19 protein-coding genes are annotated in these 14,901 nt (G+C 60.9%); 10 read left to right on the plus strand and 9 right to left on the minus strand.

The genetic code is table 11. From position 1 onward, the window contains the following. Position 1: 1 nt before the first annotated feature. The 9 genes from AB4N84_RS08255 to AB4N84_RS08295 are packed head-to-tail and all read left to right on the plus strand — an operon-like array spanning position 2 to position 7,031. A complete protein-coding gene (locus tag AB4N84_RS08255) occupies positions 2–1,234 on the plus strand; it encodes an NAD(P)/FAD-dependent oxidoreductase (RefSeq protein WP_460046963.1) in 1,233 nt (410 codons plus the stop codon). Further along, positions 1,231–1,977 (plus strand): class I SAM-dependent methyltransferase, encoded by a 747-nt coding sequence (locus AB4N84_RS08260; protein ID WP_460045930.1) that lies wholly within the window; start codon positions 1,231–1,233, stop codon positions 1,975–1,977. Before AB4N84_RS08255 ends, AB4N84_RS08260 begins: the two co-directional genes overlap by 4 nt. After that, a complete protein-coding gene (locus tag AB4N84_RS08265) occupies positions 1,974–2,462 on the plus strand; it encodes a hypothetical protein (protein WP_460045931.1) in 489 nt (162 codons plus the stop codon). Before AB4N84_RS08260 ends, AB4N84_RS08265 begins: the two co-directional genes overlap by 4 nt. Next, entirely contained in the window at positions 2,459–3,655 is a 1,197-nt protein-coding gene (locus tag AB4N84_RS08270; protein ID WP_460045932.1) for a beta-ketoacyl-[acyl-carrier-protein] synthase family protein, read from the plus strand. Before AB4N84_RS08265 ends, AB4N84_RS08270 begins: the two co-directional genes overlap by 4 nt. A gap of 5 nt (positions 3,656–3,660) precedes the next feature. Next, positions 3,661–4,125, plus strand: a complete 465-nt coding sequence (locus AB4N84_RS08275) for an ApeP family dehydratase (RefSeq protein ID WP_074751614.1) — start codon at positions 3,661–3,663, stop codon at positions 4,123–4,125. Next, positions 4,118–4,846, plus strand: coding sequence for a 3-oxoacyl-ACP reductase FabG (gene fabG / locus AB4N84_RS08280; protein WP_460045933.1), 729 nt, complete (start codon positions 4,118–4,120; stop codon positions 4,844–4,846). Before AB4N84_RS08275 ends, fabG begins: the two co-directional genes overlap by 8 nt. Continuing rightward, complete coding sequence (locus AB4N84_RS08285) at positions 4,846–6,072, plus strand: beta-ketoacyl-ACP synthase (RefSeq protein ID WP_460045934.1); 1,227 nt, start codon at positions 4,846–4,848, stop codon at positions 6,070–6,072. The genes fabG and AB4N84_RS08285 overlap by 1 nt, the downstream gene beginning before the upstream one ends. Before the next feature lie 29 nt (positions 6,073–6,101). Continuing rightward, on the plus strand, positions 6,102–6,557 hold the full coding sequence (locus AB4N84_RS08290) for a hypothetical protein (RefSeq protein ID WP_074751608.1): 456 nt from the start codon (positions 6,102–6,104) through the stop codon (positions 6,555–6,557). A gap of 27 nt (positions 6,558–6,584) precedes the next feature. Beyond that, positions 6,585–7,031, plus strand: coding sequence for an excinuclease (locus AB4N84_RS08295; RefSeq protein WP_074751606.1), 447 nt, complete (start codon positions 6,585–6,587; stop codon positions 7,029–7,031). Between the two features lie 123 nt (positions 7,032–7,154). Here AB4N84_RS08295 and AB4N84_RS08300 read toward each other — a convergent pair whose 3' ends face one another. After that, positions 7,155–8,045: a LysR family transcriptional regulator gene (locus tag AB4N84_RS08300; protein WP_460045936.1), complete on the minus strand. Its 891-nt coding sequence runs from the start codon at positions 8,043–8,045 to the stop codon at positions 7,155–7,157. 115 nt (positions 8,046–8,160) lie between these two features. Here AB4N84_RS08300 and AB4N84_RS08305 point away from each other — a divergent pair, with 115 nt between their 5' ends. Beyond that, positions 8,161–9,429, plus strand: coding sequence for an MFS transporter (locus AB4N84_RS08305; protein WP_460045937.1), 1,269 nt, complete (start codon positions 8,161–8,163; stop codon positions 9,427–9,429). A 15-nt stretch (positions 9,430–9,444) separates the two neighbouring features. Here AB4N84_RS08305 and gspM read toward each other — a convergent pair whose 3' ends face one another. Genes gspM through gspF form a run of 8 tightly spaced genes read right to left on the minus strand, consistent with a single transcriptional unit; the run spans position 9,445 to position 14,901 of the window. Then, a complete protein-coding gene (gene gspM, locus AB4N84_RS08310) occupies positions 9,445–9,906 on the minus strand; it encodes a type II secretion system protein GspM (protein ID WP_460045938.1) in 462 nt (153 codons plus the stop codon). Then, complete coding sequence (gene gspL / locus AB4N84_RS08315; RefSeq protein ID WP_460045940.1) at positions 9,903–11,012, minus strand: type II secretion system protein GspL; 1,110 nt, start codon at positions 11,010–11,012, stop codon at positions 9,903–9,905. The genes gspM and gspL overlap by 4 nt, the downstream gene beginning before the upstream one ends. After that, positions 11,009–11,866 carry a type II secretion system minor pseudopilin gene (locus tag AB4N84_RS08320; RefSeq protein WP_074751597.1) on the minus strand — a complete coding sequence of 286 codons (858 nt, stop codon included), beginning with the start codon at positions 11,864–11,866 and terminating at the stop codon, positions 11,009–11,011. The genes gspL and AB4N84_RS08320 overlap by 4 nt, the downstream gene beginning before the upstream one ends. Next, positions 11,863–12,414: a type II secretion system minor pseudopilin GspJ gene (gene gspJ, locus AB4N84_RS08325; RefSeq protein WP_460045941.1), complete on the minus strand. Its 552-nt coding sequence runs from the start codon at positions 12,412–12,414 to the stop codon at positions 11,863–11,865. The genes AB4N84_RS08320 and gspJ overlap by 4 nt, the downstream gene beginning before the upstream one ends. Continuing rightward, entirely contained in the window at positions 12,411–12,785 is a 375-nt protein-coding gene (gspI, locus tag AB4N84_RS08330; RefSeq protein ID WP_460045943.1) for a type II secretion system minor pseudopilin GspI, read from the minus strand. Before gspI ends, gspJ begins: the two co-directional genes overlap by 4 nt. After that, on the minus strand, positions 12,775–13,242 hold the full coding sequence (gene gspH / locus AB4N84_RS08335; protein WP_460045945.1) for a type II secretion system minor pseudopilin GspH: 468 nt from the start codon (positions 13,240–13,242) through the stop codon (positions 12,775–12,777). Before gspH ends, gspI begins: the two co-directional genes overlap by 11 nt. Further along, on the minus strand, positions 13,242–13,685 hold the full coding sequence (gspG, locus tag AB4N84_RS08340; RefSeq protein WP_074751589.1) for a type II secretion system major pseudopilin GspG: 444 nt from the start codon (positions 13,683–13,685) through the stop codon (positions 13,242–13,244). The genes gspH and gspG overlap by 1 nt, the downstream gene beginning before the upstream one ends. A gap of 4 nt (positions 13,686–13,689) precedes the next feature. Then, the gene (gene gspF / locus AB4N84_RS08345; RefSeq protein WP_460045946.1) at positions 13,690–14,901 is read right to left on the minus strand and encodes a type II secretion system inner membrane protein GspF; all 1,212 of its coding nucleotides are present in this window, start codon (positions 14,899–14,901) and stop codon (positions 13,690–13,692) included.

Raw genomic sequence — 14,901 nt, forward strand, 5'->3', positions numbered from 1 at the left:
AATGGAATGTCGCCCGATCGTCGTGGTGGGTGCCGGCCCAGCCGGAGCCATCGCCGCTGCACTGCTCAAACGTCAGGGCCACGACGTTCTGATCATCGAGCGCCAGCAATTCCCGCGTTTCTCGATCGGCGAAAGCCTGCTGTCACACTGCCTGGACTTCGTCGAGGAAGCCGGCATGCTCGACGCCGTAAAGGCCGCAGGATTCCAGCTCAAGAACGGCGCGGCATTCGCGTGCGGTGAGGATTACAGCGCATTCGATTTTGGTGAAACGTTCAGCAACGGCAAGCCGACAACCTTCCAGGTACAGCGCGCCCATTTCGACAAACTGTTGGCAGATGAAGCGGCGCGACAGGGCGTGGAAATCCGTTACCAGCAAACCATCACGGCGGCTGACTTTGCAGGCGAGCAACCGGTGCTCGACGTACAGCGCGCCGATGGCACCGCCTACCGCGTGCAGGCAGGCTTCGTACTGGACGCCAGCGGTTACGGCCGCGTATTGCCCCGCTTGCTGGATCTGGAAGCGCCGTCGAACTTCCCGCTACGTCAGGCGGTGTTCACCCACGTCGAAGACCGCATCGATGATCAGGGCTTTGATCGCGAGAAAATTCTGGTCACGGTTCACCCCACGATGCGCGATGTGTGGTTCTGGTCGATCCCGTTCAGCGATGGTCGCTGCTCGGTGGGCGTCGTCGCCTCCGCAGAGCGCTTTAAAGACAAGCCTGCCGATCTGGACGCCTGTCTGCGCGCGTTCATCGACGAAACACCGAGCCTGAGCCGCGTACTGCAAAACGCTGTCTGGGACACCCCCGCGCGCACCATCGGGGGCTACGCGGCCAACGTCAAAACCTTGCACGGCAAGGGCTTCGCGCTGCTGGGAAACGCAGCGGAGTTCCTCGACCCGGTGTTTTCGTCAGGCGTAACCATCGCCATGCGCTCGGCCAGCATGGCCGCTGGCGTGCTGCACCGTCAGCTGCAAGGCGAGGCCGTGGACTGGGAAAACGAGTTCGCTGCCCCTTTGAAGCGCGGCGTGGACACCTTCCGCGCGTATGTCGAGGGCTGGTACGAAGGTGGTTTCCAGGACGTCATTTTCTACCCCGATAGCACCGACGACATTCGCCGCATGATCTGTTCGATCCTGGCCGGTTATGCGTGGGATGAGCGCAATCCGTTCGTTGCCGAACCCAAGCGCCGCCTGCGTATGCTGGCCGAGATCTGTGCGAGGACCGACCGATGAGCGAACAGTTCTTCAGCGACAGTTACGTCGAAGAAACCCGGCTGGGGTTCCTGTTCCTGCGCAGCCACACCTGGCAGCATCACGTGCTGCGTGTCGCGACCAACGACCTGCGCAGCCTGTTCACCGAGCAGCCGCCACACCATCCCGTGATACTCGACGCCGGTTGCGGTCAGGGGAAGTCCTTTCAGTACCTGCATAAGGTGTTCAACCCGGCGCAGATTCTCGGTGTCGATGCCGACCCGCTCAGCCTGAAACTCAGCGCCGAAGAAGCCCAACGCCGTGGTTTGAACGTCGAGCTGATCGGCAGTGACTGCGCCGCCCTGAAGCTTGCTGATGCCAGCGTCGATATGGTGTTCTGCCACCAGACCTTCCATCACCTGGTCGAACAGGAAAAGGCCCTCGCCGAGTTCTATCGCGTGCTCAAGCCGGGGGGTTATCTGCTGTTCGCCGAGTCCACCGAAGCCTACATCGACACCTGGGTAATTCGCTGGTTCTTCCGCCATCCGATGCACGTGCAGAAGAGCGCGGCGCAATATCTGGACATGCTGCGCACAGAAGGTTTTCAATTTGTCGCACAGAACGTTTCCTACCCCTATTTGTGGTGGAGCCGCGCCAAGGACTTTGGCGTGCTGGAACGTCTGAAACTGGTTAAACCCAAGCCCTTTGGTGAGCGTGAAGAGACATTGGTCAATGTCGTCGCACGCAAACCGCCACAGGCATCACTTGAAGGTGACACACCATGATTCGCGCCCGACTGCTGGTTTGCGTGCTGTTGCTGAGCGCTTGCACCAGCCATGCCCCTCTGCCCGCGCAAATCCCGCACATCAAGTTCCCGCAGCAATTGCACGTGCAACGCGAGCAGGCCGGTCAACGTCAGGACTGGCTCTTGGTGGTTCAGAAAGAACGCCATGGCCTGCGCTGGTCGTTGATGGACCCGCTGGGCATTCCGGTGGCACGTCAGCAATTGCGCGAATACACCTGGAAGGCTGACGGCCTGTTACCGCCAAACCCCGAAGCGCGGGAGTTGTTCGCGGCCGTTTTGTTCGCCCTGACCTCGGAGCAAGAGGTCCGCTTCGACTACCCCGGCGTCCAGCTGCTGCCCCACGGGCGCATGATGGAAGATCGCTGGCGAGTCGATTACGCGTCGGAAGGCATCTTCCGGATCACCCTGGAAAGTGGCGAACTGAAATACGTCGTCAGCCCGCTCGAAGGCAAGGCTTCGAAATGAATGCCTACCTTAATGCACTGGGGCTGATCTGCTCGCTGGGCGACGACCGCGCAAGTGTTGCGCGCACGCTGTTCGCCGGCGACACCTCGTGCATACAAGCCGAAAGCGGTTGGGTGCCGGAACGTTCGTTGCCGGTCGCCGCCGTGAGAAGCCCGCTGCCGGACATCCCGGTCGCGCTTGTTCAGCAAACCAGTCGCAACAACCAGCTGCTGTTGGCGGCCGCCCTGCAGATTGAGCCCGACATCAAGCAAGCCATCGCCCGCTACGGCCGTGACCGCATCGGCGTGATCCTCGGCACCAGCACCTCGGGTATCGACGAGGCCAGTCGGGGCATTGCCACGTACCTGCGCGACGATGCGTTTCCCGAAGACTATGACTACCGTCAGCAGGAGCTCAGCGCCCCCGCCAATTTCCTGAGCGCGTGGCTTGAATTGAGCGGTCCGGCGTATGTGATTTCCACCGCCTGCACCTCTAGCGCCCGCGCACTGCAGAGTGCTCGACGCCTGCTGGACATGAACCTGTGCGACGCCGTGCTGTGTGGCGGCGTGGACAGTTTGTGCCGGTTGACGCTGAACGGTTTTTCATCGCTGGAGGCGGTTTCCAGCGAGCGCTGCAACCCGTTTTCGGTCAACCGCAGCGGCATCAATATCGGCGAGGCGGCCGTGCTGTTTCTGATGACGCGAGAAGCCAGCCGCGACCACCGCATTGCCTTGCTGGGTGCCGGCGCCAGCTCCGACGCCCATCATATTTCCGCGCCAGAACCCCATGGACGCGGCGCACAACAGGCCATGCAAAAGGCGCTGAACAACGCGGGCGTGCACGCTGATGAGATCGATTATCTGAACCTGCACGGCACGGCGACCCAGCACAACGACTCGATGGAAAGCCTGGCGGTCAATGCAGTGTTCCCCAACGGCGTGCCGTGCTCGTCCACCAAACCCCTGAGCGGCCATACCCTCGGCGCGGCAGGCGCACTGGAAGCGGCGTTCTGCTGGCTGACCCTGTCGCCTGCAAACCCCGACCGGCAGTTACCGCCTCATGTGTGGGACGCTCAGGCCGATACAAACCTGCCTGCCATGGCCTGGGTAAAACCGGGCGATACGCTGCAATCCCATTCACCGCGTCGCCTGATGAGCAACTCGTTTGCCTTCGGTGGCAACAACGTCAGCCTGATCATCGGAGAAGGAGCGTGAACTCAATGACCCCATCTCCGTGGCCCCCCGCCGCCCTGCTGCCTCACGCGGGCGACATGATCCTCATCGACGACGTGCTGGGGTTCGACGAAGAACAGATCCGCACCCGCATCAACGTGCGGCCCGGCGGCCTTTTCAATCGCCCGGACGGCAGCCTTCCAGCCTGGGTCGCCATCGAGCTGATGGCCCAGAGCGTCGCGGCCTACGCGGGCTGTCAGGCGCGCGTGAAGGGGGAGCCGGTGGCGCTGGGTTTTCTCTTGGGCACGCGCAAATTCGAGTGCAACGTCGAGCATTTTCCGGCGGGCAGCGAACTGATCATCCACGCGCAACGCTCACTGCAGGATGACAGCGGCATGGGTGTGTTCGAGTGCAATCTGAGCGGCCCCGGCATTCAGGCCACTGCCCGCCTCAACGTTTATCGTCCGCCACAATCGGCGGACTATCTGGCCGAAGGAGCCGTACATGACTGACTCAATCCTGGTCACCGGTTCCAGCCGTGGCATCGGCCGCGCCATCGCCTTGCGTCTGGCGCAGGCCGGTTACGATATCGTGCTGCACTGTCGCAGCGGTCGCACCGAAGCCGAAGCCGTTCAACACGACATTCAGGCACTGGGCCAACAGGCTCGCGTGTTGCAGTTCGACGTGGCCGATCGCGCTGCCTGCAAGTCCATCCTCGAGACTGACGTGGAAACACACGGCGCGTATTACGGCGTGGTGTGCAACGCAGGTCTGACCCGCGATGGCGCATTTCCAGCGCTGACCGATGAGGATTGGGACATGGTCATGCGCACCAACCTGGACGGTTTCTATAACGTTCTGCACCCGATCATGATGCCGATGATTCGCCGCCGCGCCGCGGGCCGGATTGTCTGCATCACGTCGGTTTCCGGCCTGATCGGCAACCGTGGCCAGGTCAACTACAGCGCGTCCAAGGCCGGGGTGATCGGAGCGGCCAAGGCGCTGGCAATCGAGCTGGGCAAACGCAAGATCACCGTCAACTGCGTCGCGCCGGGCCTGATCGACACCGCGATGCTCGACGAAAACGTGCCGGTGGATGAACTGATGAAGATGATCCCCGCGCAACGCATGGGCACCCCGGAAGAAGTCGCCGGTGCCGTGAATTTTCTGATGTCGGCGGAAGCTTCGTACATCACCCGCCAGGTCCTGGCGGTCAACGGAGGCTTGTGCTGATGAAGCGCGTCGTCGTCACCGGCATGGCCGGTATCACTTCGCTGGGCAGCGACTGGGCCAGCATCGAAGCCCATTTCAGCCGCAACCGCAGCGGCATTCGGCGCATGGACGAATGGGACCGTTTCAGCGAACTGAACACGCGTCTGGCAGGCCCCATCGATGACTTTGCCGTTCCGTCGCACTGGACCCGCAAACAACTGCGCAGCATGGGCCGTGTCTCCCGTCTGGCGGTCGGCGCCTCGGAACAGGCGCTTCAGGACGCTGGATTGCTCGGCGACCCCATCATTCGTGACGGGCGCATGGGCGTGGCCTGCGGCTCGTCCACCGGCAGTACGGACGAGATCAAAGCGTTCGGCAACATGCTGCTGAACTCGGTGGCCGAAGGCCTCAACGCCAACTCGTACGTGCGCATGATGCCGCACACCACGGCGGCGAATATCAGCATCTTCTTCAACCTCACCGGACGCCTGATTCCAACGTCCAGCGCCTGCACCAGTGGCAGTCAGGGCGTGGGTTACGCTTACGAGGCCATCAAGTTCGGGCGCCTGCCATTGATGCTCGCCGGAGGCGCGGAAGAGCTGTGCCCGACTGAAGCGATGGTGTTCGACGCGCTGTACGCCACCAGCCTGAAAAACGACGCGCCGCACACCAGCCCGCGCCCTTATGACAGTGGCCGCGACGGCCTGGTGATCGGCGAAGGTGGCGGCATGCTGGTGCTCGAGGAGCTGGAACACGCGCTCGCCCGTGGCGCGAACATCCATGCAGAGATCGTCGGTTTCGGCAGCAACGCCGACGGCGTACACACCACGCGCCCCGAGCAACTGACCATGCGCCGGGCGATGGAGCTGGCCCTGGAAGACGCGAATCTTTCACCGGACGCCATCGGCTACGTCAACGGACACGGCACCGCCACCGAGCAGGGCGACATTGCCGAAACGCTCGCCACCCAGAGCCTGTTCGGTTCGCGCATGCCCATCAGCTCGCAGAAAAGTTTTCTCGGCCACACGCTGGGAGCCTGCGGCGCCCTCGAGTCCTGGTTCAGCATCGAGATGATGAACCGCGACCGCTACATCCACACCCTCAACCTGGACGACGTCGACAGCCGCTGCGGCGAGCTGGATTACCTGCGCGGCGAACCCCGGCGCATGAGTCACGAGTTCGTGATGAACAACAATTTCGCTTTTGGCGGGGTCAACACGTCGTTGATTTTCCGTCGCTGGCCGTGATCGCTTTACCCACCCTTTGGAGAAATGGAATGCCCTCCCTGCTTCGCGCGTCACTGATCGTGCTGACCCTGTTATCCGTCGCAGCTTGTACCAGTAAACCGCTGGTTACCCCTGACCGCACCCTTCCAACGACACTGCATGCCGATCATGAACAAATGAAACAGGCGATCCTGACCACACTGGTCAAACGCAAATGGAGCGTGCAGCGGGTCGGTCCGGACCTCGTTCAGGCAGAGATCACCGTGCGCGGGCAGTACCACGCAGAAATCGATATCCCGTACACCGCCGATCACTACCAGATCAAATACCGCGACAGCCGAGAGCTCAGCTACAAAGACGGCAAGATCCACAAGAACTACAACCGCTGGGTGCGACTGCTGGACAAGGGCATCCTGCGCGAGTTGCGCGACGATCAGGCTGAAACCACCGCGAAGAACATGGCAAACGGCGTAACGCCCCAAGGCATTACCCAAGCCGCGCAGTAATTGTTGTCCACCTCAAGGAGCGAAACCATGAAGCTGAAAATGTTGGCCGCCACGGCCGCAATCGTTTTGGGCACCCTGCCGGGCATCAGCCAGGCGCGTGATACCGCGCTGTATTTGCCGTTCGACAAGGTCGTTGCGCAGATGCTTCAGGAGAAGAAGCTCGATGGCTCGGTGAAGTTCTACCTGGCGGGCGTACAGCCCAAGGGCAAGGTGACCGTGCTGTCGCCGAACGCTGCGACCAACAAGAAAACCAACGCCTTCAACAAGACCGATACCGAAGCGTGCGAGTGGGTACTGCAGTCGGCGATCCTGCAGTTGAATGAGGCTGCCAAAGGTGCGGGTGCCAACGCAGTGGTCAACATCGCCAGCTACTACAAAAAGATCGAGCGCAAGGACCCGGCCACTTACGAGTGCCATGCGGGCGCGTTGATGGCCGGCGTCGCGCTGAAGGGCGATCTGGCGAAGGTTCAGTGATTTTCCGATCCTGATTACCCTATAAGCACACGCTTGCCTGCGATTGAGTCCTCACATCCAACCTCGTGGATGTCTGACACAACGCAATCGTGGGCAAGCGTGCTCATGCAGAAGGTTGCGTCATCATCCCGCCTTGCGCGTCACCAATTCGACAAACGCCTTCGCCATCGGCGATTTCTGGTCCTTGCGCTGCACCAGCCACACCGCCGACGTCGCTTCGGGATCAAGCAACGTTCGATACACCACACCATCGATCCGCATCCGTTGGTACGACGCGGGCAGCACTGTCACACCCAATCCCGCCGCCACCAGGCCGATGATGGTTATGGCCTCGCCTGCCTCCTGAGTGAACATCGGGCTGAATCCCGCCTCCCGGGCCAGATCCAACAGTTGCGCGTATAACCCGCTGCCATAGGTCCGGGGAAAGAACACGAAAGGCTCCGTCGCCAGGTCTTTGAGGTACATGCCCTGTTCGCTGCCCGCCGCCAGAGGGTGATCGGAACGGAAGACCGCCACCAGCGGTTCGCGCAACAGCTCCACCGCCACCAAAGAATCCGGTAACGGCAAGGGTCGCATGATGCCGACCTGCATCGACTCTTCCTCAAGCCGCTCGGCAACTTCTTTGCTGCTCATTTCCTGCAACGCCAAATGGACTGCAGGGTAACGTTGCCGAAAGGCAAAGATCGCCTGAGGGATGCTGGAGGTGAATGGGGCGGACGCGGTGAACCCGATCTTCAATTCCCCCAATTCCCCCAACTGCGCACGTCGCGCCACATCAGAGGCCTTTTCGACCTGCGCCAGTACCAGGCGCGCTTCGTCGAGGAACAGTCTGCCCGCCTCACTGAGTTCCACTCGTCGGTTGGTTCGCTCGAACAGGCGCGCGCCCAGCTCCTGCTCCAGCGCTTGAATCTGCTGGCTCAGCGGCGGTTGCGAGATGCCGAGCACCTCGGCGGCGCGTCCAAAATGCAGCTCTTCGGCAACGGCGATGAAGTAACGCAGGTGACGTAGTTCCATGACAATCCTATTAGGTCGTCAAACCTATCAAACAGGTCGAACAATATATTGGAAAGAATGGTTAGCCAGCGATATTCTTTTTTACATCGCCGCCCGCTTCTCCCAGAGGTCCATCGTGAATACTGCTGCACCCCCCGCCGCGTCCGAGTCTGAAATGATCGAAGCCGCTATCCCGCTGGGCGATACCTACATCGAAAAAGACACGCCTGCGTTCATTCGCACCGTCCTCGCTCTGTTCTCCGGCGGCTTCGCCACGTTTGCCCTGCTCTATTGCGTGCAACCGATGATGCCGGTGCTGTCCCGGGAGTTTTCGATCAACGCGGCCCAGAGCAGCCTGATTTTGTCGGTGTCCACCGCCATGCTCGCCATCGGCCTGTTGATCACGGGGCCGATTTCTGACCGTCTGGGCCGTAAACCGGTGATGGTCTTCGCGCTGTTCTCAGCCGCCTTTTTCACCATCGCAAGCGCCCTGATGCCGACGTGGGAAGGCGTGCTGGTGACTCGCGCGCTGGTCGGGCTTTCGTTGAGCGGCCTGGCAGCGGTAGGCATGACATACCTCAGTGAAGAGATTCATCCGCAGAACATTGGCTTGGCCATGGGGCTGTACATTGGCGGCAACGCCATTGGCGGCATGAGCGGGCGGCTGATCACAGGCGTGCTGAGCGACTTCGTCAGTTGGCACACCTCGCTGTTGATCATGGGATTGATCGCCCTCGGCGCTGCCGGTCTGTTCTGGAAGTTTCTACCGCCCTCGCGCAACTTCCGGCCCAATGCGCTGAACGCCCGTAACCTGCTGGAAGGCTTCGTCCTGCAGTTCCGCGATGCAGGGTTGCCGCTGCTGTTCCTCGAAGGCTTCCTGCTGATGGGCGCCTTCGTCACCCTGTTCAACTACATCGGCTATCGCCTGCTGGCCGATCCTTACAACCTGAGCCAGGCGGTGGTCGGCCTGTTCTCGGTCGTGTATCTGTCGGGGATCTACAGCTCGGCAAAAATCGGCGCACTGGCGGACAGGCTCGGACGCCGAAACGTGCTGTGGGCCGTGATCGTGCTCATGCTGGTGGGTCTGGCCCTGACCCTGTTCACCCCGCTGGCCGTCGTGGTCATTGGCGTGCTGATGTTCACCTTTGGCTTCTTCGGTGCTCACTCGGTCGCCAGCAGCTGGATCGGCCGCCGCGCGATCAAAGCCAAGGGGCAGGCGTCCTCGCTGTACCTGTTCAGCTACTACGCCGGCTCAAGCGTCGCGGGCACCGGCGGTGGCGTGTTCTGGCATTACGCCGGCTGGAACGGCATCGGCGTGTTCATCGGTTTGGTCTTGCTCGCGGCGTTGGGCGTGGCGCTGAAACTTGCCAAGGTGCAGCCCTTGGCGGTGAATGTGCAGGTCTAGGCACGTCCTCGTTACTCAATTAACGCCCCAGGCCACCCGAGCGTGCAGCTGATTTTCCTGCCTGTCCAATGTGAGGCTTTGCATGTGTGCGCCCTCACGCTCGCCCTGAATCAGCCAGCTGAGTAGCGCGCCTGCTTCGCCACTGACGACCACGCGCAGGCTTGCCGAATCCCTGTTCAGCTCCAATAACTCAAGACCCGCGGCTGTTGCGCTGTCGCTTATCCGGCTGGCCCAGGGCTGACCCACGCTGGATCGGCGCGTGGGTTTGGCGTGCCGCATTTCCGACACTAACGACAGACGCTGCTGATAGCTGCGCTCTGCGCGTTCAAGGCGTTGTTTGGTTGGCTGCCAGACGCCGCTGATCATACCGACCGATAGCAGAAACATTGCAAGCACGATGAGCGTCAGTTGGTCGCGCCGCCCAAATTGCTGCCAGCGTCCCGTGAACGCCGCGAACCATTGCGATCGAGGTTTCATTTGGCTCCGCCCTGCAGGGTCAATAATGCTTTCACACCATCACGGCTCTTGCTGGCGCCTTCCAACCGGACCGGTAGCCCGCTCTGCACGCCGCGCTCCTGTAGCCGCTCCAACGCGTCGAAACTGCCGGCATTCAGCGATAACGTCCAACCCTCAGTCGCGCTGAATTCCGCTCGCTGCACCTGCACACCGCTGCCCCCCACAACCTGCTCCGCCACCTGCAAAAGCGCGCTCATCGGCCCCCGCTCTTCTGCGGCATTACCCTGCAACGCTTTGAGCTGCGCCGACAGATCGACGACGCGGGTCTGGTCTGGATAAAGACTGTGAAAACGCTGTAGGCTTTGCTCATACAGTTGCCCGGCCAATGACTCAAGATGCTGAGCACGCGCAAGACTGAAGCCCCACGACAGCAGAAATACCCCCATCATCGTCAGCAGCAATGGGCCCCAGAGCCAACCCTGACGCGTGGGACGAAATTCACCCTGCATCAGATTGATCGAATCTCGGTTGCTGGCGCTGAGCAATGCGCTTAACCCCGGACAATCGTCAGAGCGCTCATCCCTCCAACGGATATCAATGGGCAGGCGATGACGCATGACGTCGAGCGCCTGCTCCGACAACGCGAGTCGACCCTCGATTGATCCGCCCAACATCCACCGACCGCCCCACCAGACCCCATAGGGCCGATCCGTGGGCAGCCTGTCGGCATCGACCCAAACGTCAATCACCTGAATGCCAGCGCGCTGAAACGCATCCAGAATGCCGAGCAGCGTCGTCTTGCTGATGATCAACAGTGGAAACCGACGCTCCCGATCCGGCTTTCCAATGGCAAGATGCAGTTGGTCCAGGTCCTCGCTGAGCTGTTCCTCCACGGCATAGGCGAGCACCTGAGCGCGGGGCGTGCGCCGTCCAGGCCAGGGCTCGCTTCGCAGCCAGCTGCAGAGCTCCATGGGCAGGATCAATTGAACGCCAACCCCTGAAAGCGCGTTTCCGGCTTCGGACAAAGGGCAGGAACGCTCAGAGCCATCATCGCTCCAGTACCTTACAGGGCAAATCCCATCGAGGTCATTGAAGCCTTCAGGAGTGAGGTAAAGCCAGGTACTCATGGTTGAAAATGCTCGGCAGACGCTACTAAACGACGTCGAATGACGCGCGTTCGATTCGTGTTGCGCACCCGCTCAACATCGCTGATCAACCGCAACTGGGTGTCGGCGATGCGCACATGCACTGAAACGCGAAACCATCGGCTACTCACGCTCAGACCATGAGTCGACACCCCCAGCCCTAGCACTCCAGGGGCGCGGGTGAATGACTCGATATCAGCATAACCTCGCGGCGCGCGCTGGCTGACCAGCCCTCTGGCAGCGGAAAGCGTCATACCTTCCAGGCTGGCCATAACGGGCGCCGATACAGTATTGACGTTAAGCATCGCGTCGCGCGGCAGCACAACAACCCACGGCAGCAGTCGTTGCAGATCGTCTTTTTTCAGCTGAGGCATTCGCTGAAGCTGCGCCGCATCGGTGAGCGTGAAGTCGTTCAGCCGCCGCAGATCGAAAGCTGGAATATCCAGCGCGCTCAATAGACGAACCCAGCGCTGCAGCGTGACGTCGTCTACACCACCGGTCCCGACCAGTCGCGTCAGATTGAAGCGTCCTGCCAGGTCCTCGATCTCCAATCGGACATCCAGATCCGGTAGTTGAAAAGCCTGTGCCTTGAGTGCCCAGTCCTGCCCGAGGTGAATGGTCGTAGCCTCTCTGATATCGGATGCAAGCAAGAGCTGCGATGCGTAGCTTTCTGCTGTCAGCGCGGCCTGACGTAATTGCTGCTGATGAAGCTGCTGGGCGGTTCCTTGCACCGTCATCCGGTGGCTACGCATCAAACCTGCAACCACAAACAATGCCAGGCTGGTGACCAGCAGGACACTGATGAGTGCGACTCCGCGCTGGCAAGAATGGGTCATGCCCCCTCCGCCAGCGCAATGACACGACGGATTTGCCCGAATGCACCGCAGGACAGGGTCATTTCCAGCGCGCGCGGTCGGCCTGATTCCCGCGCACTGCCCTCATCACTACGCCAGCCGTGCCTGTCGTCATACAGACGCCAGTCAAGGCCGCGAACATCCTCCAATAACCGCTGCTTTTGGACTAAGGGCAGATCCGGACTGCGGCTGTAGCGCCAGAGACGCCCCTGCTCAATCACGTAACTGACTTCCTGTCGCTCGCCGCGCGCATGCCCCAACGGATTGCGCCAGTTACCGCGGCTCAGATTCAACACACCTTGGCGTATCAACACCGCCTGACCTGCAGAGGCCGGAACAATCTGCAATACATCGCGTTCGATCACCGCGACCGCGCGACGCAATGCACGCAGGCTTTGCTCCTCTTGGCGCAGTTGATCCTGCACCCGGAAAACACTCTCGAACAGGTGCCAGCTGGCGAGCCCGATCAGTGAAAAAATCGCCAGGCTGACAATCAGCTCCAACAGGGTGAAACCACGCTGTCGGATCATGGAAGCGCAGCCTCAGGCATTGGAGCGATCCAGCCCACCGTTCGATAAACGACTGGGCTATTGGCGCCGTGGCTCACCTCGATCTCGATACTGAGCCAACGGTCATCGCGACCACGCTTGACGTGCTGCTCCAGCGCCCAGGATTCGCCCGCAAAGCTCCGCGTAATGCGTTGTTGGCCCGGGCTTGGCAACCGCAAACGAAGCTCGGTCAAATGATTGTCGGCCAGCCAGCTGGCAAACAGGCGCTCGCGCAATCCGGCATGCTGACTCAGTACAAACTGACAAGCCGAAAGCACGGCAGCGGATAGCAGAGCGAACACTGCCAACGCGACCATCACCTCCAGCAGCGTGAACCCGCGCTCAGTGCCCATCGATCACCGGATCGTTCACACCGTCACTGGATACGGCTAGCAAGGGGCCTTCTGCAGTTTCAAAGTAGAGCGCAAACGCGCTTGTTTCATCGCTGCTCAGAATCAACAACTGTGGCTCATCGGCACGATGAGACAGCTGCAAAGCCTGCCCTTCCAACTCCAGACGAAACGACATGCCCTCCCCCACTGGATGAGCGCTGCGTTGAAACCACTGGCCCTCTTTCCACTCCATCAGTCGGTAGCCGTCATCATCGAAACGCACGCCATATTCCGCTCCGTCAGACACGGCCTTGACGCGCAGTTGCGTAATCATCGTCACCAGCTCATGGGCATACTGGCGCGCTTTCTGAGCGGGGCCTGCGCGCAATCCGACGGTCGCCAGACCCAGCAGCACACCGATCAGCACCATGACCGTCAAGATTTCCAACAGGGTGAAACCACGACAACGTCCAGGCATCACTCGGCAGTCCTGTCACCGATGTCGGCGGCAAAGTCGTCACCACCCGCCACGCCATCTGCGCCGTAGGAGTACAAATCAAACGCTGCGCCAGCAGCGCCCGGACTCAGATACTGGTAAGGCGTGCCCCATGGATCGGAAGGAAGGCTCTTCAGATACCCCCGAGGATTCCAGTGCTTCGCGGCAGGCGTACCCGAAGGGCGTATAACCAGAGCCTCAAGTCCCTGTTGGGTTGACGGGTAGCTGAAATTGTCGAGCCGGTACATCTCCAGTGCCGTGCTCAATGCCTGAATATCTGTGTGCGCCGCAGTGACCTTGGCCTGGTCCGGGCGACTCATGAATTGCGGAATCACCAGCGCGCCCAAGACCCCGATGATCACGACCACGACCATGATTTCGATGAGGGTAAATCCGTATTGCCGACGTTGTTGCGGGATTGCCATAAGCTCAATTCACCAGTTGGTTGAGGTTTAGGATCGGCATCAGAATGGCCATGACGATCAGGAGTACCACGCCGCCCATCAGTACCAGCATCGCCGGTTCGAACAGGCTGACCATTAGCGCAATGCTGGCGGCCAGAGTCTTTTCCTGCTGTTGCGCGGCACGTTCAAGCATGCGGTCGAGCTCACCCGCACGCTCGCCGCTCGCGATCATGTGCAGCATCAAGGGGGGAATGTCTCCGCCGTGCTCAAGGCTACGGGTCAAGGTCTGTCCTTCGCGTACACGGCGCGCGACATCCTGCATTCGTTTGCGAATCGACTGATTGCCGATGACTGCCGCCGAGATGTGCAGCGCATCCACCAGCGGCACGGCACTTTTGCCAAGAATGGCCAGGGTGCTCGCGAAACGCGCCGCATCCGTGGCTCGAAGCACCTTTCCCAGAACCGGGATGCACAACAATCCATCATGAAAGCGCCCGCGCAGAGCAGGGCGCCGTAGAGCCCAATAACCCACGCCCATCAATGCCATGAGAATGACCAAAAGCAGCAGACCGTAGCGACGCAGCCCGGAACTCAGCGCAATCAGCCCCTCAGTCAACGCAGGCAGGGGCTGACCGCTGTCGATGAACACCTTGACTACATCCGGCACCACAAACCCCAACAGAAAGCTGACAATGGCCAGCGACGCGCAAAACAGGATCATCGGATAAACGAGGGCAAGCTGAATTTTCTGCCTCGACTGCTGCCGCCCTTCGGTGTACTCCGCCAGTTGCTCAAGAACGACCCCCAGGTGGCCGGAGCGCTCACCTGCAGCAATGGTTGCGCAGAACAGTGCCGGAAAGGCGCGAGGGAATGCGGACAGCGCCGACGCCAGATCGTGACCTTCACTGATTCGGGTCGCGACCGCCGTTACCAAATGGCTGACACGAGGCTTTTCACTTTGTGCTGCGACGACCTGTAATGCCTCCTCCAGTGGCAGCCCCGCCTGAATCAGAGTCGACAGCTGCAGGGTTAGCAGGGTCAACTCGCCCGATCTTAACCAGCGTCCTCTCTGCCCTCCCGCCCAACCGATGGACAGACTGATCGACGGTTTGACGTCGATCGGTAACAGCCCTCGCTCGCGAAGCCGCTGACGAGCATGACGCGCGCTTTGAGCCTGTTCCTGACCACGATGGCGGCGACCGGAGGCATCCTGAGCCTGATAATCGAACCATGCCAT

The sequence above is a fragment of the Pseudomonas sp. S2_H01 genome, from assembly GCF_054668305.1.